Consider the following 24,872-nt stretch of genomic DNA (forward strand, 5'->3'; position numbering starts at 1 on the left):
TTAAAACATCTAACTGAGCTAAGTCATCATGCTTAGCTCGACTACCGAGACCACCAGTTGTTCTTCAAAATAGCTGGTGGTGTTGGTATGAGCATCAGGAGGGAGTATCGATGCTAGTTGTTCGCCCTATCGCAATGTCGGATTACGACGCACTACACACTTGCGCCGTCGAATCGGGTCACGGATTTACATCTCTACCAGTTAACGAAGAATTGTTAACCAACCGAATTACTCATTCAGAGTACAGTTTTACCAAGCCAGATGTTACAGAGCCCGGTGATGAAGGTTACCTAATGGTCGGTTTTGATAGCGAAACTGGCGAAGTAGCGGGTTGTACCGGAATTGAAGCTTCAATTGGCTGGGATGTGCCATTTTACTCTTACCATATCAGTACGATTGTTCACTCATCAGCAAAGCTGGGCGTTAACAATGTCGTTAAATTGCTGACATTTGGTAACAACTACACCGGATGTAGTGAGATTTGTACGCTGTTCCTAAGACCAACATTCCGTGGTGGTTTGAATGGTCGTCTTATGTCGAAGTGTCGCTTCTTAATGATGGCTGAGCACCCACATCGCTTCTCTAAAACGGTGTTCGCTGAGATGCGTGGTGTGTCTGATGCAGAAGGTAATTCGCCTTTCTGGCAGTGGCTGCAAGAGCATTTCTTCTCGATTGATTTCACCATGGCTGATTACCTAACAGGTATCGGTAAGAAAGGCTTTATTGCCGACCTTATGCCTAAGCTGCCCATCTACATCAACCTGCTAAGCAAAGAAGCACAAGCGGTAATTGGTGAAGTGCACGAGAATACACGCCCAGCGCTGCGCTTACTTGAAAAGGAAGGTTTCACTTGCCGTAACTACGTCGATATTTTCGATGGTGGTCCAACGGTTGAATGTGATGTGCGCAATATTGAATCGGTACGTCATTCATTCCGAGCCAAAGTGACCATCGCGGAGCATTCGAGCGCGAACGATTACTTAATTTCTAATACGTCTTTTGAAAATTTCCGCGCGACAGCGGCAAAAGCGGCCTATGACCGAGATACCGAATCTGTGATTCTCTCTCATGAGGTAGCGGATGCACTCAAAGTAAGCGAAGGCGAATTCGTTCGAATGTTGGCTCAGTAAGCCTGAATGTATAAAGAATCTGAAGGAAGAAGTTATGACACATTGGATTGCAGGTGAATGGGTTGCGGGACAAGGCGAGCCGATGAGTTCGCAAAGCCCGTACAACAACGAAGTGATTTGGCAAGGCGACAGTGCGACGCCTGAACAAGTTGAACAAGCGGTATCGGCGGCACGCAGTGCGTTTGTCGGTTGGAAGAAAATGAGCTTTGCAGAGCGCGAGGCGATTGTTTTGGCCTTTGCCGAAAAAGTGAAAGAGAACAGCGAGCAGATTGCGGAAATCATTGCCAAAGAAACGGGCAAGCCAATCTGGGAAACGCGTACAGAAGCGGCAGCAATGGCCGGTAAAATTGCTATTTCGATTCGTGCATACCATGATCGCACCGGTGAAGCGCAGCGCGAAGCAGCAGGCAACCAGATTGTGCTACGTCATCGCCCACTGGGTGTGATGGCGGTATTTGGTCCGTATAACTTCCCTGGTCATTTGCCAAATGGTCACATCGTGCCAGCCCTTTTGGCCGGTAACACAGTGGTATTCAAACCATCTGAGCAAACGCCACTAACCGGTGAGTTTGCGATGAAACTGTGGGATCAAGTTGGTCTACCAAAGGGCGTGATTAACCTAGTTCAAGGTGCCAAAGAGACGGGAATAGCGCTCGCTGATTCGAAAGGTCTTGATGGCGTGCTATTCACGGGTAGTGCAAACACCGGGCATATTCTGCACAAGCAGTTTGCAGGACAACCTGGCAAGATGCTGGCGCTAGAGATGGGCGGCAACAACCCGATGGTGATTTCTGACAACTACGGCGACCTTGATGCCACGGTTTACACCATCATCCAATCGGCATTCATCAGTGCAGGGCAGCGTTGTACTTGTGCGCGCCGCTTGTATGTGCCTGTAGGTGAGAAAGGTGACCTGCTAGTGAGCAAACTGGTGGAAGCAACCAACAAGATCCGTGTCGACCAGCCATTTGCAGAGCCTGCTCCGTTTATGGGGCCTCAAATTTCAAAAGCTGCCGCTGACTTTATCCTTGCTGCGCAAGAGAATCTGCAAAAGCTTGGCGGTGAGAGTCTAATCGAAGCGAAAGCGGGTGAGGCGGCATTTGTTACTCCGGGTATCATTGATGTCACTGCGATTGCAGAACTGCCAGATGAAGAGTACTTCGGCCCGTTGCTGCAAGTCGTTCGCTACCAAGGTTTGGAAAAAGCGGTGGAGCTAGCTAACGACACACGTTTTGGTTTATCGGCTGGCCTAGTGTCTACCGATGACAGCGAGTGGGAATACTTTGTTGACCATATCCGTGCGGGTATCGTAAACCGCAACCGTCAGCTCACTGGCGCGAGTGGTGATGCACCCTTTGGCGGTCCAGGCGCATCGGGTAATTTACGTCCAAGCGCTTACTATGCCGCAGACTATTGTGCTTACCCAATGGCTTCGATGGAAGGCAGCGAAACATTGCTGCCTGCTACGTTAAGCCCAGGGTTAGATCTATAACCACAATAACCCACTAAGGTTTCCCTTATTGCCTTTCTCAGCCGAAAGGCACTTTAAACGTCACAGGTTGAAGGCTACCTAATCAGATTTTCTGGACACATTTTGGTTAGGTGGCCTCTTTTATATCGAAAAACAATACTAATAAAGCTCTCTTTAACGTAAACAACCCCGATACAAGGAGGCGTTATGACGCCAGATGTTTTGTTCCAACCGTTATGGAATGACTATATTCAACGCTTATGTCCCTCTGCTGAAAAAGTGCATCAACTTCTGCAAGAAGACGAAGCATTGATCAACGACCATATTGCTTTGCGCACCTTCAATGTTGAGCCGTTAGGCATTGCGACGCTGGCTCAACCATTCCTTGATGCTGGTTACACCCCTTGTGGTGACTATGTGTTTGAGAGCAAAAAGTTAGTCGCCAAGCATTTTGAACATCCAGACCCAACGCAACCGAAAGTATTCATCAGTGAACTCAAAGTCGATGAGTGTTCAGCCGAGTTGCAGGCCATCGTGGCTAAACTGGTTGAGCAGGTAGACGCCTCTCAATTGCAAAGCCCAGAGTTTTTGTATGGCGGACGTTTGTGGGATCTTAGCTACGCTGATTTCCAGACGTTGGCAAAAGAGAGTGAATACGCTTCTTGGTTAGCTGCCCATGGTTATGGTGCAAACCACTTTACTGTGAGCGTGAATCAGTTAAATGCGTTTGACGAAGTGGTTGATGTGAACAACCATCTGCGTGATGCAGGCTTTACCATCAATGAGTTTGGTGGTGAGGTGAAAGGATCTCCAGATGTGTTGCTCGAACAGTCATCCACTATGGCAGACAAAGTCCCCGTGCAATTTACTGAAGGCACAGAGATTATCCCGGGTGGTTTCTATGAGTTTGCCAAGCGTTACCCAATGAGCAACGGCGAGCTTTATCCAGGGTTTGTTGCGGCGTCTGCTGATAAGATTTTTGAAAGCACCAATGGGTAAGTTCGAACAGGGATTACCTAGTTTATATTGCTCATAAACAAAAAAGCCACCCAATGGGTGGCTTTTAAAATTCAGCGGTTAATCGAGATTAACGAGTACCGTAAACAACGATTGTCTTTCCGTGAGCAGAGATTAGGTTCTGCTCTTCTAGCATCTTCAAGATACGACCTACTGTCTCACGAGAACAGCCAACGATTTGACCGATTTCTTGACGAGTGATCTTGATTTGCATGCCGTCTGGGTGAGTCATCGCATCTGGTTGCTTCGCTAGGTTTAGTAGCGTTTGCGCGATACGGCCAGTAACGTCTAAGAACGCAAGGTCGCCCACTTTTTGGCTAGTCACTTGAAGGCGGCTTGCCATTTGCGCTGAAAGGCGCATTAGGATATCTGGGTTTACTTGAATTAGCTGACGGAACTTCTTGAATGAAATTTCTGCTACTTCACAAGGAGATTTAGCACGAACCCATGCGGTACGTTCTTGGTCTTCTTCGAATAGACCAAGTTCACCGATAAAGTCACCTTGGTTTAGGTAAGAAAGGATCATTTCCTTACCTTCTTCGTCTTTAATAAGAACCGCAACTGAACCTTTAACGATGTAGTACAACGTCTCAGCTTTCTCGCCCGCGTGAATTAGCGTGCTTTTTGATGGGTACTTATGAATATGACAGTGTGAAAGGAACCACTCTAATGTTGGGTCGGTTTGAGGTTTACCTAGAACCATAATATCTCACTTCCTCTGCAGGGTACGCTTGCCGCTTTCCATGTTTTAGCTAAGCCTTAAATAGGCTTACTAGGATAAGAGCACTTTACAAATGCTGCAAGCCAACTTGTGTTTCGGTTACAAATAGTATCCTTTTTCGAAAACGATTTCTTGATTTTAATCGGGTCCTACTTGGGTTTTGCTACGCAAAACTGTGCACATGATCACGGTATGAAAAGTAATCGTGTTCTAGCCGTGAGTTCTAGCCAATTTTTCCTGTTTCGATGAGTTGCTGAAGGATAGGACGAACGATCAATTCCATCGCAAAACTCATCTTGCCGCCAGGCACGACTAGGGTGTTATGTCGCGACATAAATGAACCATCAATCATTGCCAGTAAGTATGGGAAATCGACATTCTTAATTCCGCGTAAGCGAATGACCACGAAACTCTCATCCAAGCTCGGGATGCCTTTTGCATTTAAAGGATTGGATGTATCGACGGTCGGCACTCGTTGAAAGTTAATGTGGGTGCGCGAAAACTGTGGGGTGATGTAGTTGAGGTAGTCATCCATCGAACGAACAATCGAATCCATCACCGCTTCTCGAGAGTGACCTCGATCGCGTGTGTCTCGAACAAACTTTTGAATCCACTCTAAGTTCACGATTGGAACCATGCCAATCAAGAAGTCCACATGCTGGGCAACGTTAACATCGCCATCGACGACGCCGCCATGCAACCCTTCGTAGAAAAGAACGTCGGAGTTCTCTGGCAAGTCTTGCCAAGGGGTGAAGGTGCCAGGCATTTGATTGTATGGCACTGCCTCGTCAAAGGTGTGCAGGTAGCGGCGAACTTGCCCTGTACCCTCATGGCCATATTTACGAAAGAACTCAGCTAGCGCAGGAAAGTCGTTAGCTTGTGGGCCAAAGTAACTAATATGACGGCCTTGCTCGCGCGCCTTACGGATCTCCACATCCATTTCTGGTCGTGTGAAGCGATGGAAGCTGTCGCCTTCAACCCATGCGGGTTTGACGTTCATCATATTGAACATCTTACGGAAAGCTTCTGAAGTGGTGGTAGTACCGGCGCCAGAAGAACCGGTAACGGCAATAATTGGATGTTTTGCTGACATGACAAACCTTGTCGTTGAATACGTTCCTGTAATCGGAGTTCACTATAGCACGCTTTAGTAAACCGTCATTGTATGCAGTTCTCTAAAATTTGTTTTTGAGTTGAATGTCGACGGTTTCATGTAACTCGGAGAAAACCACGACCGCATCACCTGATTCGAGCTGTTTCTTAATTTGGTCAATCTTGCTTTGCAGTGACACCTCTACCGCTCCGTAGTCGGTTCCTTCCCTAAGGACAAACTCACGAATCAAGTTTTCTAACGTCTCTGGTGCAATGTCTTGCCAAGGAACAATCATAAATACCTCTAGATTTTATGTTCGCAGATGAGGCGCTATTATGCCGGATCGGTGAGACTTTCATAGTAGGCGGGCAGGGCTTCTTCCAGCCAAAACCGCGGTTTGATGGCACTGCCGGTAACAAAGCCGACATGACCGCCTTGATCAAACAGCCGGTAATCGATGTTATCGGGCAGCACATACTTGGGGATCACCGCATCAGTCATAAACGGGTCGTCTTTGGCATGAATGATTTGCGTCGGGACTTTGATCTCTTTCAGGCGGTGGATGCCCGAACAGCGCTGGTAGTAATCTTCGGCATCTTTAAATCCATGCAGCGGCGCGGTGATTAAGTCGTCAAACTCGTACAATCGCGTCACCCGTTTGATGCATTGATAAGTTAGCCCCAACTCGCCCTTGAGTAAGTGGTGCTTTTGCAAGGCGCTCTTTTTCAATGAGGAGAGTAAGTAGTTTTTGTAGAGCTTAGAAAAGCCTTGTTCAATGCGCTCCGAGCAGGCCGAGAGATCCAATGGCGCGGAGACAATTGTCGCGGCATCGAGTAGTGGGTCTTGATTATACTTAGCCAAGTAGTTCGCCAGCATATTTCCGCCAAGAGAAATCCCAACGGCAACCTTCTTTTGAGAAGGAAATAGGCTATCTAGGTATTGCAAAAAGAAACGGGCATCTTCGACTTCACCAGAGTGATAAGCGCGCGCCAACTTGTTGGGCTTACCGCTGCACCCGCGAAAGTGCATCATGACGGAAAGCCAACCTTGTTTGTTAAACGCATCCATCAAGCCATTGGCGTAAGGGCTATAAAAGCATCCTTCCAGTCCGTGGAACAGAACAAAAATCGGTTTGCTTTTGGCCGCTGTAGTTTGGCTATCTTCACCCCAAGCGATATCAAGAAAGTCACCATCGGGGGTATCAAGTGTTTGCCAGATAGGCTCAAACAGCGCTTTTTTTCGAATTAAGCGCGGAGCTAGGGTTTGAAGGTGGGGATTGGAAAGCCCTTTGGCGGCGACAAACTGAGTCATAAACAGTCTCTATAGGTTGGCGATGTTATCAATGGGCTCAGCGAAGGCTGAATAGAGGCGCTCGCCACCAAGTTGGCGGCAATACCGAAGCGTAAGTGGCTCGCCGAGATTCTTTTCCAATTGAACACTGTTAATGCAATCAACCAGATCAGATTGCTGCTGTTTTTCGAGTTGCAGTTCGAATTGGAGCGATTCTCGATAGACAGTGTCTGGCACTTGGCTTTTTAGCTTTCGCCTTAACTCACGGAAATTGAGGAGCAGGGCTTCGGAGCGTCCGAGACACTCCTCAACACGATGCCAATCTTGCTCACCAAAACAGACCTGTTGTTCGTCGAGCCATTTGAGCAGCAGTAATAAATTGACGTTACCTTTAAACTGATTTTGCAGAGCTAAGCACGCCTCTTTTACTTCTCGCACACTGTAGTACTGCAAGCTAAACTGCCACAAGCGCTCAAGTGTTAAAGAAATTTGTGCGTGCTCTGAACTCATTGGCTACTGAACTCCTGCTCCATCTGTTCTAGCTCTTCTTGGAGAGCCATCCATTCCATTTCAACATCTTCAAGCTCGGCTTTGCTGTTGGCTTGAATGGCGAGTACTTGATTAAGTTTAGCTTTATTTTCGGCTTCATAAAGTGAGTTATCGGATAATTGCGTTTCCGCTTCCGCTAACGATTCACCCAACTTATCCATTTTTTCTTCTAACTTTGTCAGGTTTTTGCGAATTGGCGCGGTTTGCTTGCGAAATTCAGCTTCACGGCGTTTTTGGTCTTTTTTTGCCGCCGCGCTGTTCGCACTCGTTTTCTCTGGTTGCTGAGCTTGGGCTTCACGTCGATCCGCTTTTTGTTGCTCTGTTAGCCATTTGTAGTAGTCGTTCAAATCGCCATCAAATGGGGCGACTTGGCGATCATGAACCAGGTAAAGATCATCGGTGGTCGCGCGCAGTAGGTAGCGGTCGTGCGAGACAATCACCATCGCCCCCTCAAAGGTTTGCAGAGCCATGGTTAGCGCTTGACGCATATCCAAATCTAGGTGGTTGGTTGGTTCATCGAGCAGCAGCAAGTTCGGCTTTTGCCACACGATTAACGCCAGCACCAGACGTGCTTTTTCGCCACCGGAAAACGGCGCTACTTTTTCTAGCGCTTTATCGCCTTGGAAGCCAAAACTGCCGAGATAATTACGCAGCTCGAGCTCATTCTTGTCAGGCGCGATCTGCATCATGTGCTGCAACGGTGTTTCTTCTGGGTGAAGCGTTTCTAGTTGATGCTGAGCAAAGTAGCCAATCTTCACGCCTTGTGAATAGGTTAAGTCACCCCCTTGAGGATTGAGTTCTCGAGAAAGCAACTTAATCAGCGTTGATTTACCTGCGCCATTGCGACCAAGTAGACCAATGCGACTGCCAGGTACGAGGTTGAGGCGGATTTTTTCTAAGATAAGATTATCGCCATAGCCTGCTGATACCTCATCCATCATGATGATAGGGTTTGGCAGCGCATCTGGATCGCGAAATTGGAAGCTGAATGGGTTATCGAGCTGCGCAGGCAGAACCTTCTCCATTTTCTCTAAGGCTTTGATTCGGCTCTGTGCTTGGCGAGCTTTAGAGGCTTTGTAGCGGAAGCGGTCGATGTAGCTTTGCATGTGCGACATCTGCTTTTGTTGCTTCTCAAATTGCGCTTGTTGCAAGATAAGCTTCTGAGCACGCTGTTCTTCAAATGATGAGTAGTTTCCGGTGTACTCGTTCAGCAACTGGTTCTCAACGTGAATGACACGACCGACAATAGGATCGAGAAAGTCTCGGTCGTGTGAGATAAGCACGAGTGTACCGGGGTAGTTTTGTAGCCAGCGTTCTAGCCACATCACGGCATCTAAGTCCAAGTGGTTGGTTGGTTCATCAAGAAGCAACAAGTCTGAGCGGCAAAGCAGAGCTTGAGCTAGGTTCAAGCGCATACGCCACCCCCCCGAGAACTGAGTTAAGCTCCAACTCATTTGCTCTTGGCTAAAGCCTAAACCATCCAATAATTCCGCCGCACGAGCGCGGATACTGTAACCACCGATGGTTTCAATTTGGCCGTGAATTTCAGCAACGAGCGTCCCTTTGTCTTGTTGCTCCGCCTGTGCAAGATCGGCTTCTAGCTTTCGATATTCACGATCACCATCGATGACGTACTCAATGGCGCTACGCTCGAGAGCAGGAGTTTCTTGAGCGACCCATGCTAGTTCCCAATGAGCAGGTTTGCTGAAGTTGCCCGCATCAATAGAGAGCTCGTCTTTAATTAATGCAAAAAGCGTCGACTTACCGCAGCCATTTTTTCCGACCAGGCCCACTTTATCGCCGGGATGAATGGTTGCTGAAGCTTGCTCAAGAAGGGGTTTTCCGCCACGTAGTAGCTGTATGCCAGAGAAGGTGATCATAGTTGTTTGCTTTATCTTTGCTCGTATTGCGTCGAATAGTAGGGGGAATAAGATTAAAAGTCGATTATTGCGTTATTTGCGCTAACCACGTATAACAAACTGATAACCTATAAAAACAATAGAATACATTCGAAACACAAGGATTGCTGTCCAAGGAATGCAGAGTTTAGCCACGCAAAAGCCCAAAGTTTTGGTGCTGTATGCCCACCCTGAGTCACAGTCGTCAGTGGCCAACCAAATGATGCTCAAGAAAATTCAATCACTTGAGCATGTCACCGTGCATGATCTTTACGCGCACTATCCCGATTTTTTTATTGATGTCGCTGCGGAGCACCAACGACTTATCGAACATGATGTGATCGTGTTTCATCACCCTCTTTATATGTACTCTTGCCCGGCATTGCTGAAAGAATGGCTAGACCGAGTCCTCGGGAAAGGATTTGCGTTTGGTAGCGGTGAGGCGTTGAAGGGAAAATATTGGCGCAGTGTGATTACGACGGGAGGCCAAGAGGAAGCATTTAGTAAAGGTGGCTACAACCGCTATCCTTTATCAGAGATACTTCAACCTTTTGAGCTCACTGCAGCATTGTGTCAAATGCACTGGATTGAACCTTTAGTACTTTACTGGGCAAGAAATGTCTCCGAAATGGAGCGCTACCAACACGCTGAAGCGTATCGACAATGGTTGAATGACCCATTGTATGTTTACCCAGAAGAATTAGGAGGCGAGCATGGCGCTTGAAAGTGATTTCCTCCAAAGCAGTGTGATCTTCTTGACCGCAGCGGTGGTGGCGGTGCCTCTTGCTCAACGTATGGGGCTTGGCTCGGTATTGGGTTACCTTCTCGCAGGTGTGGCGATCGGCCCTTGGGGGCTAGGCTTGATCAGCGACGTTGAAGCGATTCTACACTTCGCTGAGTTTGGTGTCGTCTTGCTGCTCTTTCTGATCGGTTTGGAGCTGAACCCGAAAAAGCTGTTACAAATGAAAGGACCGATTCTCGGTTTAGGCGGCGCGCAAGTGGTCATTACAACTTGTGTGATATCCAGCGTTGCTTATTTAGCGGGAACCAGTTGGCAAACCAGTTTAGTAATTGGAATGGGACTGGCGCTTTCCTCGACAGCCATTGCTTTGAAAGTGATTGAAGAGCAAGGGTTGGCAGGCAAAGAAGCGGGTCAATCGGGTTTTGCAGTATTGCTATTCCAAGATATCGCCGTGATTCCCATGTTGGCGATTTTGCCCTTACTTGCCGGAAATACGGCAGGCAATGCGTGGGATGCGCTGTGGATGTTTGCTGGCGTAGGCGGGCTGTTGGTTGGTGGTCACTTCTTGCTGCGACCATTGTTCCGTTATGTCGTGATTAGTGGCGTGCGTGAATTGTTTACTGTCGCGGCACTCTTGCTGGTGATAGGCATTGCTCTAATCATGAAGCAGCTTGGTTTATCTATGGCGCTAGGAACCTTTCTTGCTGGTGTGTTACTTGCGGAAAGCGAGTATCGTCACGAGTTAGAAATAGCGATAGAACCGTTTAAAGGTTTGCTGCTTGGACTCTTCTTTATTGCCGTGGGTATGGCGGTCAACTTGGGGTTGCTTGCGTTAGAACCATTTGCTGTCCTTGTGGCGGTATTCAGCTTGGTTGCGGTGAAAGGGGCGATTCTTTATTTCTTAGCGCGTCTTTATGGTAGCCGTGCAAAATCACGCAGTAAAATGGCGGCGATTTTAAGTCAAGGTGGTGAGTTCGCCTTCGTTATCTTTACCGCTGCGAGTGCCGAAGGGTTACTTAACCAAGAGCAGACGGCTTTCTTGCTTGTTGTGGTCAGCTTATCTATGGTCACCACCCCTCTATTACTGATGGCGCAGAACAAATGGTATGCGAGAGGACTGAACGCAGAAACAGAAGCAACATTGGCTAGCGATGTCATCAATAAGCAGCCGCGAGTCATCATTGCGGGCTTTGGTCGTTTTGGTCAAATCATTGGCCGTCTAATGTACGCCAACAAGATCAAAGTGACGGTGCTGGAAAGTGATGCTAGCCAAATTCAGTTGCTGAGAAAGTATGGCTACAAAGTTTACTACGGTGACGCCACTCAGCTCGATTTATTGCGAGCCGCTGGTGCAGACAAAGCCGAAGCCATGGTCATTTGTACCGACTCACCGGATGAGATCATGAAGATCGTAGAACTCTGTCAGACGCATTTTCCTAAGCTACGTTTGCTCGCTCGAGCACGCAGTCGCGTAGAAGCTTATCAGTTGCTGAGTCATGGCGTTGAAAGCTATTCTCGTGAAACCTTCCTCGGTGCACTCGATCTAGGCCGTCAGGCGCTGGTTGAGTTGGGAATGCATCCGTATCAAGCCAAACGAGCGGAAGCCCATTTTAGGAAACTTGATAATGCGATGCTCAAAGAGCTCCTCCCTCAGCATCAAGATGATAAGCAATTGGCCTTAAGAGCCAAAGAAGCCCGTAAAGAACTGGAAGAGATTTTTGGTCGTGAAATGGAAAGCGATCAACAAGCGAAGAACTTCTGGGATTAATCCAATAGAGTTGTAACATGAAAAAAAGATTTATCGCAGGCGCCAACTGCCCGAAGTGTTCAGAACAAGACACATTACGTTGGTGGATAGAAAATAATATTGAACTGGTTGAGTGTGTCGAGTGTGGTCACCAAGATCAAAGAAAACCCGAGTCCATGGAAACGACCAAGCACAGCGGCGAAGAAATGATCGGGATTTTTAAGCCGGATTGATTGAGTTTCTCTGAATCATCCCCATAATAACCCCAGTAGAAAGTTTGCTGACCATAGGGTTAGCTGTGGTCCTTTATCCTCCTTGGAGCCAATATGAAAATCGAAAAGAACGTAGTAGTAAGTCTTGCTTACCAAGTAAAGCTAGAAGACGGTGTTGTTGTTGATCAGTCTACAACTGACGCGCCTCTAGATTACCTACACGGCAACAACAACCTAATCACTGGTCTTGAAACTGCACTAGAAGGTAAGGAAGCGGGCGCGAAGTTCTCTGTTACTGTTTCTCCAGAAGAAGCGTACGGTGAGCACAATGACGCACTAGTACAACGCGTTCCAGCCGATGTTTTCCAAGGCGTTGAGCAAATCGAAGTGGGTATGCGTTTCCTAGCGGATACTGACCAAGGTCCAATCCCTGTTGAAGTTACAGAAGTTGACGGTGATGAAGTTGTGGTTGATGGTAACCACATGCTAGCAGGTCAAACACTGACGTTTGATGTTGAAGTTGTCGCTCTACGCGAAGCAACAGCAGAAGAGATCGAACACGGCCATGTTCATCAAGCTGGTGGTTGTGGTCACGACCACGATCACGAAGGTGGTTGTTGTGGTGGCGAAGGTCATGACCACGGTGACGAGAAAAAAGACGGTTGCTGCGGTGGCGGTAGCTGCGGTTCTCACTAATCCATAGATGATTAGCGAGTAACAAGAGGCGTTTCCTGTAAAACGGGGAGCGCCTTTTTTGTCCCAGTAAGGTGTCGTTAGATTGAAGGAGCCCAACCGATGACAAAGCCTTTCTCAATCGCCGTTCATGGCGGAGCCGGAACCATTCTACGTGAGCAAATGAGCGATGAACTCAAGGCTGCGATCCTCGCAGACCTCGAGCGGTCCGTTCGCGCAGGGCATGAGATTCTTCTTCAATCTGGTGATGCACTTGATGCGGTGGTCGCTGCGGTTAAGGTGCTGGAAGATTCTCCTAACTTTAATGCTGGCAAAGGTTCGGTCCTAACTCATAAAGAAATGGTTGAGATGGATGCCTCCGTCATGCACGGAGCTAAGGCCGAAGCTGGTGCAGTGGCTGGGGTGCGCCATATTAAAAACCCGATTGAGCTTGCTCGTGATGTGATGCAGAAAAGCAACCACGTACTATTGATTGGTGACGGAGCTGAAGAGTTCGCGTTTGAGCAGGGCTACTCATTTACCGAGCAGGATTACTTCTTTACTGATCGCCGTTATGAGCAATTACTTTCGATGAAAGAGAAAGGTCTATTTGCGCTCTCAGAATCTAAATACCCCGATGATAAAAAGTACGGCACGGTCGGCGCCGTGGCTTTGGATCAAAAAGGGAACTTAGCGGCAGCAACCAGCACAGGGGGCGTGACTAATAAGAAATATGGTCGCGTCGGCGACTCTTCGATTATTGGTGCTGGTACCTTTGCAGAGAATCGCAATGTGGCCGTTTCAACCACTGGCATGGGTGAATTCTTCATGCGTAAAATGGTTGCTGGGGACGTCGCTGCTCGAATGCGTTATCTCAAAGAAGATGTACACACCGCCTGTGAAACCATTATCCAAGGGGAACTGAAACAGATGGGCGGAGAAGGTGGCCTGATAGCGGTGGATGCGCAAGGTAATCTGCATTTTTCAATGAACAGTTCTGGGATGTATCGCGCGGGTATCGATAGAAACGGGAAACTGAGCGTAAAAATCTACGCTGATGAGTAACCTCTGGCGGTGGTGTTTCGTCAGGAGAGCACTAACTGATTGATATAAATCGCAGTTGTTTTAAACATGGCTTTGTTTAATCAGTATTACGCATGGATGATTAAAAAATGACTGCAAGAAATGTGATTCAGTGCTAGAATCCATTTTTAACTAGCAACAGATACTGGAAAGATGGGAAATAACGTAGTCGTTCTGGGCACCCAATGGGGTGACGAAGGTAAAGGTAAAATCGTTGACCTTTTAACTGAAGATGCAAAGTATGTGGTTCGCTACCAAGGCGGTCACAATGCTGGTCACACTCTTGTAATTGACGGTGAAAAAACCGTTCTTCACTTAATTCCATCAGGCATCCTACGCGATAACGTAAAATGTGTTATCGGTAACGGCGTTGTACTCTCGCCTGAAGCACTTCTTAAAGAAATGAAGCCTCTAGAAGAGCGCGGCATCCCAGTACGCGAGCGTCTTTTCGTTTCTGAAGCTTGTCCTCTAATTCTTCCTTACCACATCGCTATCGATAACGCGCGTGAACTTGCTCGCGGTAAAAAAGCGATTGGTACAACCGGTCGTGGTATCGGTCCTGCTTACGAAGATAAAGTGGCTCGTCGCGGTCTACGCGTTGGTGATCTTTTCGATAAAGAGATGTTCGCTGAGAAACTAAAAGAAGTCATGGAATTCCATAACTTCCAACTAGAGCACTTCTACAAAGCTGAAACAGTAAGCTACGATGAAGTTCTTGAGCAGTGCATGGGTTACGCAGACCTACTAACCTCAATGGTTATGGACGTAACTGACGAACTAGACGCAGCACGTAAGCGCGGCGACAAGATCATGTTCGAAGGTGCTCAAGGTACGCTACTAGATATCGACCACGGTACTTACCCATACGTAACTTCTTCTAACACGACTGCTGGTGGTGTTGCTGCAGGTTCTGGTTTTGGTCCTCGTCACATCGGTTACATTCTTGGTATTACTAAGGCGTACTGTACTCGCGTTGGTTCAGGTCCATTCCCAACTGAGCTTTACGATGGTCAAGACAAGCAAGACCCAATCGGTAAACACCTAGGTACTGTTGGTCACGAGTTTGGTGCAACAACAGGTCGTCTACGTCGTACAGGTTGGTTTGATGCAGTAGCAATGCGCCGCGCAATCCAAATCAACTCTCTAACGGGTATGTGTCTAACGAAACTAGACGTTCTTGATGGTCTAAAAGAGATCAAGATCTGTACTGGTTACAAGATGAAAGATGGCTCTATCCTAGAAGTTTCGCCAATGGCTGCTGAGTCTTTTGAAGAAGCAACGCCAATCTACGAAACAATGCCAGGTTGGTCTGAAACCACATTCGGTGCGAAGACTCTAGACGCACTGCCTCAAGCGGCTCTAGATTACATCAAGCGTATCGAAGAGCTAACGGGTATCCCAGTTGATATTATTTCTACTGGCCCTGATCGTAATGAAACCATCATTAAGGTTCACCCATACCAAGCTTAATTTCTGATTGCTATCAGTGAATTACAAAACCAGCACTCCGGTGCTGGTTTTTTTATGACCATTTTTCTCTTGATCTATCGGTTGTGAATGGCAACAATTTGCCTGATAGCGGCAATTTTGATTAAAGAGTTAGCACTCATTGCCGATATAACTATCAAGCTTGCCGCATCTATGGCAAAACGGGTGTTATCGTTTTAGCTTCTCGTCGAAGTGAAACCGTAGCACACACGATCGAAGTGAAGAGTGCAGACAATGAAGCTAAGAAAATTAGCGGCTTCGATGGTATTGGCTTTAAGTATCTCGGCAGTTCAGGCGAATGAATTGCCTGAAATTGGTGAGCCGGTACCTATATATACCGAAGCAGAACTGATTAAACTGATAAACAACAATCAACATCTAGAGCGTGTCAAAGCGGATAATTGCCAGTTGGTGGAAGATATCGTTGCGCGTGCTACACGCATTAGCTTACCTTCCTATGAGTTCCTGTATGGAGACATGTTGGCATGGGGCGTGTGTGTCGATCAGGATGTTGAGCTTGGCCTTTATTATATGGAAAATGCGGCTCATCAAGGTTTACCTGCCGCGCTTGAGCAGTTAGGTCGTTACTATTCTAGAGGCACTTTAGTGCAACAAGACAAAGAACGTGCGATCCCCTATCTGCGTGAAGCGGCAGCCATGGGCAACTTAAATGCTCGAATTCACCTTGCTGAATTATTGCTGCGTGATTATGGCAGTCCGTTGGACTACGAAGATGCCTATCGTTGGCTGTATAATTCCGTCACTGCAGATCAGCGTACGCACAAACGCATTTCAATTCTGCGTCAAGGTTTAGAACGTCGCATGCCAGAAAACATTATTGTGAGAGCGAAAAAGCGCGACACCTTCTGGTAACTCTGAACCCTTGAACATTTGGTAGCTGCACTCACCAATGAATTTGAACAAAACGCCCCGCAATGTCGGGGCGTTTTTGTCTCTTTGATAGGCTATACAATCTTCGCGTTGATCCATAGGCTTAGTAGAGGTTGGCTATCTGCCCAGATTTAGTCATTAATTGGGATGCAGCCAGTTCTTGTGCTGTAGGTAACCGTAAGATTTAGATATACTTAAAGAGTCCTCCAATTGATAGCAGGCCTTCCTATGTCAGACAATACCCATAATGACCCTTTTGCAGCTCGTGAATCGGAGAATTATGAAAATCCGATCCCTAGCCGTGAGTACATTCTTGAGTTCTTAAGCCAAGCCGGTGTTCCGATGAATCGCAACGACCTGTTTGAGGCGTTGAAATTGTCTGGTGAAGATCACTATGAAGGTTTGCGTCGTCGTCTTCGCGCAATGGAGCGCGACGGTCAGCTCGTGTTCACGCGTCGTCAATGCTATGCCCTGCCTGAGAAGTTGGAAATGGTAAAAGGCTATGTGATTGGTCACAAAGATGGACACGGTTGGGTCCGTCCAGAAGGCAGTGTTGGCAAAGATAACGACATTGTGCTTCCTCATCACCAGATGAAAAACATTATCCATGGTGACTACGTACTGGTGCAACCGACGGACAACTCTAAGCGAGGACGAAAGGAAGGGCGACTTGTTCGTGTTCTCGAAGAACGAGCAACCCAGATTGTGGGGCGTTTCTTTCTTGAGTATGGCTACTCATACGTTGTCCCTGATGATTCACGTATCAGCCAAGATATCCTAATTCCAAATGATCTCAGAGCGGGTGCTCGTATGGGTAATGTCGTGGTGATTGAGATTACCGATCGCGGCTCCCGTTCTCGCGGCATGATGGGCAAAGTAGTGGAAGTGTTGGGTGAGAACATGGCGCCTGGGATGGAAACGCAGATCGCAATCCGTACTCACCAGATTCCTCATGAGTGGCCAGAAGCTGTTAACAAGCAAATTGAAGGCTTGGGAGAAGAGGTTCCGGAAGAGGCGAAAGTAGGGCGTGTCGATCTTCGCGACTTACCGTTAGTCACTATCGATGGTGAAGATGCTCGTGATTTCGATGATGCTGTTTTCTGTGAGAAGAAGAAAAGTGGTGGGTGGCGTTTGTGGGTAGCTATAGCTGATGTCAGCTATTATGTTCGCCCAGACAGCGCACTCGATAAAGAAGCGATCAATCGCGGCAACTCGGTTTACTTCCCATCTCAAGTTGTACCAATGTTACCAGAGGTGCTTTCCAACGGACTATGTTCACTCAACCCGCAAGTTGATAGGTTATGTATGGTCTGTGAGATGACCATCTCTGACACTGGTAAACTCTCAGGCTACAAGCACTACGAAGCGGTGATGAACTCGCACGCGCGTTTGACCTACAATAAGGTGCACGACATCTTGGAAGGGGATGAAGAACTTAGAATGCGTTATCACAAGCTGGTACCGCATCTTGAAGAACTGCATAGCATGTACAAGGTACTCAAGCATGCACGTGACAATCGCGGTGCGATCGAGTTTGAAACGGTCGAGACTAAGTTTATTTTTAATGCGGAACGCAAGATTGACAGCATCGAGCCTGTGATTCGTAACGATGCACACAAGATCATCGAAGAGTGTATGATTCTGGCCAATATCGCCTCGGCTTCATTGGTTGAGAAAGCGAAGGAGCCAGCACTCTACCGTATTCACGAATCTCCGGGTGAATTACGTTTGCAGGGCTTCCGTGATTTCTTAGGTGAGTTAGGTCTGCATCTAAATGGTGGTTTAGAACCGACACCGACAGACTACGCCGATCTGGTAAGACAGATTGCTGAGCGCCAAGATAAAGAACTGATTCAAACCATGTTGCTACGCTCAATGAAGCAAGCGGTCTATAACGCAGATAACTGTGGACACTTTGGTTTGGCGTTAAAGCGATATGCGCACTTTACTTCGCCAATTCGCCGTTATCCAGACTTGCTGTTACATCGAGCAATCAAATATCTGATTGCCAAGGAAAACGGCACCCTGAAAGACCGCTGGACGCCAACAGGTGGATACCATTACTCGTTTGATGATATGGATTTCTACGGTGAGCAATGTTCGATGACCGAACGCCGCGCAGACGATGCGACTCGTGAAGTCTCGGATTGGCTCAAGTGTGAATACATGCAAGATCATGTTGGTGAAGAGCTAGATGGCGTGATCGCAAACGTCACAGGATTTGGCTTTTTTGTTCGCCTAAGTGACCTTCATATCGATGGATTGGTTCACATCTCCGCACTTGCTAACGACTATTATCAATTTGATCCGATTGGTCAAAGGCTTATCGGTGAAAGTTTTGGCGCGATTTACCGTTTAGGTGATGCGGTTAAAGTCAAAGTGCTTTCAGTCAATTTAGATGATCGTCAAATTGACTTTGAATTGGTCGAAACAAGTCGTAAGCTACGCGGCGAAGGAAAGACGGCTAAGAAGCGCGCGGCCGAGGCAAAACGAAAAGCCAAAGAGAAAAAACGTGCAGCTACCAAAAGTGGCACAGGGCGGAAAGCGAGCCCTGATGTAGAGCCGACGAAACGACCAGAGCGTGCGGAATCTAAATCAGGCAAGAAGCCGAAGGTCACCAAGGCTCGTAAGAAAAAGCCAGGTGCTAAGCCGAAGAAAACTAAGCGCACGAAGAAAGCGGCACAGTAAGAAATTAACCCAACAGGTTTTTAAATGAGTAACGAATTTATTTACGGAATTCACGCCGTCAAAGCGGTACTAGAGCGTGAACCTGAGCGCTTTATTGAAGCGTTTGTGCTGAAAGGTCGTCAAGATGACCGCCTGATGCCGATTTTGAATGAACTCCAAGTGTGTGGAGTGTCGATTCAGCAAATGACGCGCAAGACGCTCGATGACAAAGCACGTGGTGCGAACCACCAAGGCATTATGGCGCGAGTGAAACCGGCCAAGCAGCTTAATGAAAACGACTTAGACGATATACTTGCTAAACATGAATCACCACTATTGTTGGTTCTTGATGGCGTAACAGATCCACATAACCTGGGTGCTTGTTTGCGTAATGCGGATGCTGCTGGTGTTGCTGCGGTAATCGTACCAAAAGATAAGTCAGCGAATATCAATGCCACGGTAAGTAAAGTGGCATGTGGTGCGGCTGAAACGGTACCACTAGTTCGCGTGACTAATCTATCGCGCACCATGCGAGTACTTCAAGAACAGGGCATTTGGTTTGTCGGTACTGCTGGTGAAGCGACTCAGGATATATACCAAGCTAAACTGACAGGCTCTTTGGCTATTGTAATGGGCGCTGAAGGAGATGGTATGCGTCGTCTAACCCGTGAAACCTGTGATGACTTAATCAAGATCCCGATGGCAGGTAGCGTATCTAGCCTTAATGTTTCAGTAGCATCTGGGGTATGTTTATTTGAGGCAGTGCGTCAGCGTTTAGCTTAAGCTATTGGCAACATTCTAAAGAGCAGATTGTTGATTCAGTCTGCTCTTTTTTTTGAACAATGCGCTGCTAAAACCTCCTTGGCATCTTTCTCGTTTATTTTTCAAACAGGGCTTGCATGTGAAACTGTGATCTGTATAATGCGTCGCACTGGTTAAGCCAGTTGTGAACCAATGAGCGCCGAGGAGCCGATTTATCGGGTAATGTAGACTCAGCTTATGTTCGCGGTTAATACAATTAGCTATCTTTTCTTCGGAAAAACTATCCCCAGAGGTGACTCTGGTATGTAGGGATAGTTAATCGAAAATTAACTGACAATGCGTCCTAATCTTGGATGCTACGGTTTCACATAAATCAATCGGCATTCTCTCGTCTTGACGAGTCTGAGTGGCGATATTGTTTGTGTAATTTTTAATATTGGAGCTCTGTCTCATGCAGAACCAACGTATCCGTATCCGCCTAAAAGCTTTCGATTACAAACTAATCGACGCTTCTACAGCGGAAATCGTTGAAACAGCTAAGCGCACTGGCGCACAGGTTCGTGGTCCAATCCCACTACCTACTCGTAAAGAGCGTTTCACAGTTCTTATCTCTCCACACGTTAACAAGAAAGCACGTGACCAGTACGAAATCCGTACTCACAAGCGTCTAATCGACATCGTTGAGCCAACAGACAAAACTGTTGATGCTCTAATGCGTCTAGACCTTGCTGCGGGCGTTGACGTTCAAATTAGCCTAGGTTAAGGGAGATTAGAAGAATGATTGGTCTAATCGGTCGTAAAGTGGGCATGACCCGCGTATTTACTGAAGAAGGCGTTTCTATCCCAGTAACTGTTGTTGAGGTTGAAGCTAACCGTGTTTCTCAAGTGAAAACTCTTGAGACAGATGGCTACGCAGCAATCCAGGTTACTACTGGTGCTAAGAAAGCTAACCGCGTATCAAAGCCAGAAGCAGGTCACTTTGCTAAAGCTGGTGTTGAAGCTGGTCGTGGTCTTTGGGAATTCCGTTTGGAAAACGGTGAAGAGTTCGCAGTTGGCGCTGAGCTAACAGTTGAACTATTCAACGAAACTAAGAAAGTAGACGTTACTGGTACTTCTAAAGGTAAAGGTTTCCAAGGCGCTGTTAAGCGTTGGAACTTCCGCACTCAAGATGCTACTCACGGTAACTCATTGTCTCACCGTGCTCCTGGTTCTATCGGTCAATGTCAGACTCCAGGTCGCGTATTTAAAGGCAAGAAAATGGCAGGTCACATGGGTGCTGAGCGTGTAACGACTCAAAACCTAGAGATCGTACGTGTTGACGCTGAGCGCAACCTGCTTCTTATCAAAGGTGCAGTCCCAGGCGCAACTGGCGGAAACGTGATCGTTAAACCAGCTGTTAAAGCATAACGTCTCAGGAGTAAGTAATGGAACTAATGGTTAAAGGTGCTGATGCACTAACTGTTTCCGAAACTACTTTCGGACGTGAGTTTAACGAAGCTCTTGTACACCAAGTAGTTGTTGCATTTGCAGCAGGTGCTCGTCAAGGTACACGTGCTCAGAAAACACGTTCAGAAGTATCTGGCGGTGGCGCTAAGCCATGGCGTCAAAAAGGTACTGGTCGCGCACGCGCTGGTACAATCCGTAGCCCAATCTGGCGTACAGGTGGTGTTACTTTTGCTGCGAAACCACAAGATCACAGCCAAAAAGTAAACAAAAAAATGTACCGTGGTGCTATGAAGAGCATTCTTTCTGAGCTAGTTCGTCAAGAGCGTCTAATCGTTGTTGATAACTTCTCAGTTGAAGCGCCAAAGACTAAAGAGCTAGTTGCTAAGCTTAAAGAGCTTGAGCTAACTGACGCTCTAATCGTGACTAGCGAAGTAGATGAGAATCTATTCCTAGCTGCTCGTAACCTATACAAAGTTGACGCACGTGACGTTGCTGGTATCGACCCAGTTTCACTAATCGCGTTCGACAAAGTTGTAATGACTGCTGAAGCAGTTAAGCAAGTTGAGGAGATGCTAGCATGATCACTGAAGAGCGTATCCTAAAAGTTCTACGTGCACCGCACATCTCTGAAAAAGCAACTATGGCAGCTGAGAAAGCGAACACTATCGTTTTCAAAGTAGCAAAAGATGCAACTAAGAAAGAGATCAAAGCTGCTGTAGAGAAGCTTTTTGAAGTTGAAGTTAAGTCTGTAAATACTCTTATCACTAAGGGTAAGACCAAACGTCAAGGTCTACGCCAAGGTCGCCGCAGCGACGTTAAGAAAGCGTACGTTACTTTGAAAGAAGGTCAAGATCTTGACTTTGTTGGCGGCGCGGAATAACAGGAGTAGTTGAACAATGGCTATTGTTAAATGTAAGCCGACTTCCCCTGGTCGTCGTCACGTTGTTAAAGTTGTTAACGCTGACCTACACAAGGGCAAGCCATACGCACCTCTTCTAGAGAAAAACTCTAAGAACGGTGGTCGTAACAACAACGGTCGTATCACAGTACGTCACATCGGCGGTGGTCACAAGCACCACTACCGTGTAATTGACTTCAAACGTACTAAAGACGGTATCCCAGCGAAAGTTGAGCGTCTAGAATACGATCCAAACCGTAGCGCTAACATCGCTCTAGTTCTGTACGCAGACGGTGAGCGTCGTTACATCCTAGCACCTAAAGGTGTTCAAGCTGGTGATGCTATCCAGTCTGGTGTTGATGCACCAATCAAAGCTGGTAACGCTCTACCAATGCGTAACATCCCAGTAGGTTCAACTGTACATAACGTTGAACTAAAACCTGGTAAAGGTGGTCAGCTAGCTCGTTCGGCTGGTGCTTATGCTCAAATCGTTGCTCGCGACGGTGCATACGTAACTATCCGTCTACGTTCTGGTGAAATGCGCAAAGTACTTTCTGAAGGCCGTGCAACAATCGGTGAAGTTGGTAACTCTGAGCACATGCTACGTGAACTTGGTAAAGCTGGTGCTAACCGCTGGCGCGGTGTTCGTCCAACCGTTCGCGGTGTGGTAATGAACCCAGTAGACCACCCACACGGTGGTGGTGAAGGTCGTACTTCTGGTGGCCGTCACCCAGTTTCACCATGGGGTCAGCCAACTAAAGGCTTCAAGACTCGTAAGAACAAACGCACTGACAAGTACATCGTACGTCGTCGTAACAAGTAATCTATATAAAGAGGAATCGCCATGCCACGTTCTCTCAAGAAAGGTCCATTTATTGACCTACACTTGCTGAAGAAGGTAGAGAAAGCGGTGGAAAGCGGAGACAAAAAGCCTATTAAGACTTGGTCCCGTCGTTCAATGATCATCCCTACGATGATCGGTTTGACCATCGCTGTCCATAATGGTCGTCAGCACGTACCAGTTTTCGTTACTGAAGAAATGATCGGTCACAAACTGGGTGAATTTGCACCAACTCGTACTTACCGCGGCCACGTCGTGGATAAGAAAGCGAAGAAGCGTTAAGGAGTAGATGATGGAAGCACTAGCTAAACATAACTTTGCTCGCATTTCGCCTCAGAAAGCTCGCTTAGTTGCTGATCAAATTCGTGGTAAATCTGTAGACCAGGCTCTAGAAATTCTAACGTTCAGCAACAAAAAAGCTGCTGAGCTAATCAAGAAAGTTCTTGAGTCAGCTATCGCTAACGCGGAGCACAACGAAGGCGCAGATATTGACGATCTAAATGTCGCAAAAATCTTCGTAGATGAAGGCCCGATCATGAAGCGTATTATGCCTCGTGCTAAAGGTCGTGCGGATCGTATCTTGAAGCGTTCAAGCCACATCACTGTTGTTGTAGCAGATCGCTAAGAGACTAGGAGAGTAAGCAATGGGTCAAAAAGTACATCCTAATGGTATTCGTCTAGGCATCGTTAAGCCTTGGAATGCTACATGGTTTGCTAACACCAAAGATTTCGCTGACAACCTAGACGGCGACTTCAAGGTACGTCAGTTCCTTACAAGTGAACTGAAAAAAGCGTCACTATCACGCATCGTTATCGAGCGTCCAGCTAAGAGCATCCGTGTGACTATTCACACTGCTCGTCCTGGCGTAGTAATCGGTAAGAAAGGTGAAGACGTAGAAAAACTTCGCGCAGCTGTAGCTAAAATCGCAGGTGTACCAGCGCAAATCAACATCGCTGAAGTACGTAAGCCTGAGCTAGATGCACAGCTTGTAGGTGATAGCATCGCGTCTCAGCTAGAGCGTCGTGTTATGTTCCGTCGTGCTATGAAGCGCGCGGTACAAAACGCAATGCGTCTAGGCGCTAAAGGTATCAAAGTAGAAGTAAGCGGTCGTCTAGGCGGCGCTGAAATTGCACGTTCTGAGTGGTACCGTGAAGGCCGTGTGCCTCTACACACTCTTCGTGCTGACATTGATTACGCAACTTCTTCGGCTCACACTCAATACGGTGTGATCGGCATTAAAGTTTGGATCTTCAAAGGTGAGATTCTAGGCGGTATGCCAGCAGCTAACGCTGTAGAGCCTAAAGGCGACAAGCCTAAGAAGCAGCGTAAAGGCCGTAAGTAAGGAGTCGACAGATGCTACAACCTAAACGTACTAAGTTCCGTAAGGTTCAGACAGGTCGTAACCGTGGTCTAGCTAAGGGTACTGATGTAAGCTTCGGCGAATTCGGTCTTAAAGCTGTTGGCCGTGGTCGTCTAACTGCTCGTCAAATCGAAGCGGCACGTCGTGCAATGACACGTCACGTTAAGCGTCAAGGTAAAATCTGGATTCGTGTATTCCCAGACAAGCCTATCACAGAAAAACCACTAGAAGTTCGTCAAGGTAAGGGTAAAGGTAACGTTGAGTACTGGGTAGCCCAAATCCAACCTGGTAAGGTTATGTACGAAATGGGTGGTGTACCTGAAGAATTGGCACGTGAAGCGTTCCGCCTAGCGGCTCGTAAACTGCCATTCAAGACTACATTTGTAACTAAGCAGGTGATGTGATGAAAGCACAAGATCTACGCGAGAAAAGCGTTGAAGAGCTTAACGCTGAGCTATTGAATTTGCTACGCGAACAGTTCAACTTGCGCATGCAAGCTGCAACTGGTCAGCTACAGCAAACTCATACTCTGAAAGCTGTACGCCGTGATATCGCACGTGTGAAAACTGTTTTGACTGAGAAGGCAGGCGCATAATGAGCGAAGTAAAACGTACTCAACAAGGTCGTGTTGTTAGCGACAAGATGGACAAGTCTATCGTAGTTGCTATCGAGCGCATGGTTAAACACCCAATTTACGGTAAATACGTAAAGCGCACGACTAAAGTACACGCACATGACGAGAACAACGAATGTGGCCTAGGCGACAGCGTTGAAATCGCAGAGTGTCGTCCAATGTCTAAGACTAAGTCTTGGACTTTGGTAAAAGTTCTAGAAAAAGCGAAAGGTTAATCTTTAGCTAATTCTATGAAACTAAACGGCTCCAAAAATATTTT

General features: G+C 47.2%; 29 protein-coding genes. 23 read left to right on the plus strand and 6 right to left on the minus strand.

What is annotated here, in order from left to right; genetic code table 11:
- Positions 1 to 110 precede the first annotated feature (110 nt).
- From astA to RJ47_RS13680, 3 genes are all read left to right on the plus strand, one after another.
- A complete protein-coding gene (gene astA, locus RJ47_RS13670) occupies positions 111 to 1,130 on the plus strand; it encodes an arginine N-succinyltransferase (protein ID WP_039484448.1) in 1,020 nt (339 codons plus the stop codon).
- A 34-nt stretch (positions 1,131 to 1,164) separates the two neighbouring features.
- Positions 1,165 to 2,622 carry a succinylglutamate-semialdehyde dehydrogenase gene (astD, locus tag RJ47_RS13675; RefSeq protein ID WP_039484451.1) on the plus strand — a complete coding sequence of 486 codons (1,458 nt, stop codon included), beginning with the start codon at positions 1,165 to 1,167 and terminating at the stop codon, positions 2,620 to 2,622.
- A 186-nt stretch (positions 2,623 to 2,808) separates the two neighbouring features.
- The gene (locus RJ47_RS13680; RefSeq protein WP_039484454.1) at positions 2,809 to 3,600 is read left to right on the plus strand and encodes a DUF1338 domain-containing protein; all 792 of its coding nucleotides are present in this window, start codon (positions 2,809 to 2,811) and stop codon (positions 3,598 to 3,600) included.
- Between the two features lie 88 nt (positions 3,601 to 3,688).
- On the opposite strand, the gene crp is transcribed toward RJ47_RS13680, so the two are convergent.
- From crp to RJ47_RS13710, 6 genes are all read right to left on the minus strand, one after another.
- Positions 3,689 to 4,321, minus strand: a complete 633-nt coding sequence (gene crp / locus RJ47_RS13685; protein WP_004410522.1) for a cAMP-activated global transcriptional regulator CRP — start codon at positions 4,319 to 4,321, stop codon at positions 3,689 to 3,691.
- Positions 4,322 to 4,562: 241 nt separating this feature from the next.
- Positions 4,563 to 5,432, minus strand: a complete 870-nt coding sequence (locus tag RJ47_RS13690) for a phosphoribulokinase (RefSeq protein WP_038139261.1) — start codon at positions 5,430 to 5,432, stop codon at positions 4,563 to 4,565.
- 82 nt (positions 5,433 to 5,514) lie between these two features.
- Positions 5,515 to 5,727 carry a YheU family protein gene (locus tag RJ47_RS13695; protein ID WP_005471041.1) on the minus strand — a complete coding sequence of 71 codons (213 nt, stop codon included), beginning with the start codon at positions 5,725 to 5,727 and terminating at the stop codon, positions 5,515 to 5,517.
- Positions 5,728 to 5,765: 38 nt separating this feature from the next.
- Positions 5,766 to 6,743 (minus strand): hydrolase, encoded by a 978-nt coding sequence (locus RJ47_RS13700; RefSeq protein ID WP_039484456.1) that lies wholly within the window; start codon positions 6,741 to 6,743, stop codon positions 5,766 to 5,768.
- Between the two features lie 9 nt (positions 6,744 to 6,752).
- Positions 6,753 to 7,232 (minus strand): TIGR02444 family protein, encoded by a 480-nt coding sequence (locus RJ47_RS13705; protein ID WP_039484459.1) that lies wholly within the window; start codon positions 7,230 to 7,232, stop codon positions 6,753 to 6,755.
- Positions 7,229 to 9,151: an ABC transporter ATP-binding protein gene (locus RJ47_RS13710; RefSeq protein WP_039484461.1), complete on the minus strand. Its 1,923-nt coding sequence runs from the start codon at positions 9,149 to 9,151 to the stop codon at positions 7,229 to 7,231. Before RJ47_RS13710 ends, RJ47_RS13705 begins: the two co-directional genes overlap by 4 nt.
- A 157-nt stretch (positions 9,152 to 9,308) precedes the next feature.
- Here RJ47_RS13710 and kefG point away from each other — a divergent pair, with 157 nt between their 5' ends.
- From kefG to rpsQ, 20 genes are all read left to right on the plus strand, one after another.
- A complete protein-coding gene (gene kefG / locus RJ47_RS13715) occupies positions 9,309 to 9,893 on the plus strand; it encodes a glutathione-regulated potassium-efflux system ancillary protein KefG (RefSeq protein ID WP_038139271.1) in 585 nt (194 codons plus the stop codon).
- A complete protein-coding gene (kefB, locus tag RJ47_RS13720) occupies positions 9,883 to 11,679 on the plus strand; it encodes a glutathione-regulated potassium-efflux system protein KefB (RefSeq protein WP_038192812.1) in 1,797 nt (598 codons plus the stop codon). The genes kefG and kefB overlap by 11 nt, the downstream gene beginning before the upstream one ends.
- A gap of 17 nt (positions 11,680 to 11,696) precedes the next feature.
- Positions 11,697 to 11,891 (plus strand): YheV family putative zinc ribbon protein, encoded by a 195-nt coding sequence (locus RJ47_RS13725; RefSeq protein ID WP_038139277.1) that lies wholly within the window; start codon positions 11,697 to 11,699, stop codon positions 11,889 to 11,891.
- Between the two features lie 93 nt (positions 11,892 to 11,984).
- Positions 11,985 to 12,566 carry a peptidylprolyl isomerase gene (gene slyD / locus RJ47_RS13730; protein WP_039484464.1) on the plus strand — a complete coding sequence of 194 codons (582 nt, stop codon included), beginning with the start codon at positions 11,985 to 11,987 and terminating at the stop codon, positions 12,564 to 12,566.
- A gap of 99 nt (positions 12,567 to 12,665) precedes the next feature.
- Positions 12,666 to 13,607 carry an isoaspartyl peptidase/L-asparaginase family protein gene (locus RJ47_RS13735; RefSeq protein ID WP_039484466.1) on the plus strand — a complete coding sequence of 314 codons (942 nt, stop codon included), beginning with the start codon at positions 12,666 to 12,668 and terminating at the stop codon, positions 13,605 to 13,607.
- A gap of 171 nt (positions 13,608 to 13,778) precedes the next feature.
- A complete protein-coding gene (locus RJ47_RS13740; RefSeq protein ID WP_038139284.1) occupies positions 13,779 to 15,095 on the plus strand; it encodes an adenylosuccinate synthase in 1,317 nt (438 codons plus the stop codon).
- A gap of 252 nt (positions 15,096 to 15,347) precedes the next feature.
- Positions 15,348 to 15,986: a flagellar protein MotX gene (gene motX, locus RJ47_RS13745; protein WP_005470916.1), complete on the plus strand. Its 639-nt coding sequence runs from the start codon at positions 15,348 to 15,350 to the stop codon at positions 15,984 to 15,986.
- Positions 15,987 to 16,232: 246 nt separating this feature from the next.
- Positions 16,233 to 18,692, plus strand: a complete 2,460-nt coding sequence (gene rnr / locus RJ47_RS13750) for a ribonuclease R (RefSeq protein WP_039484469.1) — start codon at positions 16,233 to 16,235, stop codon at positions 18,690 to 18,692.
- Positions 18,693 to 18,716: 24 nt separating this feature from the next.
- Entirely contained in the window at positions 18,717 to 19,454 is a 738-nt protein-coding gene (rlmB, locus tag RJ47_RS13755; protein WP_039484472.1) for a 23S rRNA (guanosine(2251)-2'-O)-methyltransferase RlmB, read from the plus strand.
- A 430-nt stretch (positions 19,455 to 19,884) separates the two neighbouring features.
- Positions 19,885 to 20,196 carry a 30S ribosomal protein S10 gene (gene rpsJ / locus RJ47_RS13760; RefSeq protein WP_004410492.1) on the plus strand — a complete coding sequence of 104 codons (312 nt, stop codon included), beginning with the start codon at positions 19,885 to 19,887 and terminating at the stop codon, positions 20,194 to 20,196.
- 14 nt (positions 20,197 to 20,210) lie between these two features.
- Complete coding sequence (gene rplC / locus RJ47_RS13765; RefSeq protein ID WP_005470867.1) at positions 20,211 to 20,840, plus strand: 50S ribosomal protein L3; 630 nt, start codon at positions 20,211 to 20,213, stop codon at positions 20,838 to 20,840.
- 17 nt (positions 20,841 to 20,857) lie between these two features.
- Positions 20,858 to 21,460, plus strand: a complete 603-nt coding sequence (rplD, locus tag RJ47_RS13770) for a 50S ribosomal protein L4 (RefSeq protein ID WP_005435074.1) — start codon at positions 20,858 to 20,860, stop codon at positions 21,458 to 21,460.
- Complete coding sequence (rplW, locus tag RJ47_RS13775) at positions 21,457 to 21,759, plus strand: 50S ribosomal protein L23 (RefSeq protein ID WP_004398471.1); 303 nt, start codon at positions 21,457 to 21,459, stop codon at positions 21,757 to 21,759. The genes rplD and rplW overlap by 4 nt, the downstream gene beginning before the upstream one ends.
- A 16-nt stretch (positions 21,760 to 21,775) precedes the next feature.
- Positions 21,776 to 22,600: a 50S ribosomal protein L2 gene (gene rplB / locus RJ47_RS13780; protein WP_038139298.1), complete on the plus strand. Its 825-nt coding sequence runs from the start codon at positions 21,776 to 21,778 to the stop codon at positions 22,598 to 22,600.
- A 21-nt stretch (positions 22,601 to 22,621) separates the two neighbouring features.
- Positions 22,622 to 22,900, plus strand: coding sequence for a 30S ribosomal protein S19 (rpsS, locus tag RJ47_RS13785; RefSeq protein ID WP_004745876.1), 279 nt, complete (start codon positions 22,622 to 22,624; stop codon positions 22,898 to 22,900).
- Positions 22,901 to 22,910: 10 nt separating this feature from the next.
- Positions 22,911 to 23,243, plus strand: coding sequence for a 50S ribosomal protein L22 (gene rplV, locus RJ47_RS13790; protein WP_004410462.1), 333 nt, complete (start codon positions 22,911 to 22,913; stop codon positions 23,241 to 23,243).
- A gap of 19 nt (positions 23,244 to 23,262) precedes the next feature.
- Positions 23,263 to 23,961, plus strand: a complete 699-nt coding sequence (rpsC, locus tag RJ47_RS13795; RefSeq protein WP_005471060.1) for a 30S ribosomal protein S3 — start codon at positions 23,263 to 23,265, stop codon at positions 23,959 to 23,961.
- Between the two features lie 11 nt (positions 23,962 to 23,972).
- Positions 23,973 to 24,383: a 50S ribosomal protein L16 gene (rplP, locus tag RJ47_RS13800; RefSeq protein WP_005379577.1), complete on the plus strand. Its 411-nt coding sequence runs from the start codon at positions 23,973 to 23,975 to the stop codon at positions 24,381 to 24,383.
- Complete coding sequence (gene rpmC / locus RJ47_RS13805) at positions 24,383 to 24,574, plus strand: 50S ribosomal protein L29 (RefSeq protein WP_004410456.1); 192 nt, start codon at positions 24,383 to 24,385, stop codon at positions 24,572 to 24,574. Before rplP ends, rpmC begins: the two co-directional genes overlap by 1 nt.
- On the plus strand, positions 24,574 to 24,828 hold the full coding sequence (gene rpsQ / locus RJ47_RS13810; RefSeq protein ID WP_008072333.1) for a 30S ribosomal protein S17: 255 nt from the start codon (positions 24,574 to 24,576) through the stop codon (positions 24,826 to 24,828). The genes rpmC and rpsQ overlap by 1 nt, the downstream gene beginning before the upstream one ends.
- Positions 24,829 to 24,872 lie beyond the last annotated feature (44 nt).

The sequence above is a fragment of the Vibrio sinaloensis genome (genome assembly GCF_000808535.1).
In the GTDB taxonomy this organism is placed as follows: Bacteria; Pseudomonadota; Gammaproteobacteria; order Enterobacterales; family Vibrionaceae; genus Vibrio; species Vibrio sinaloensis_D.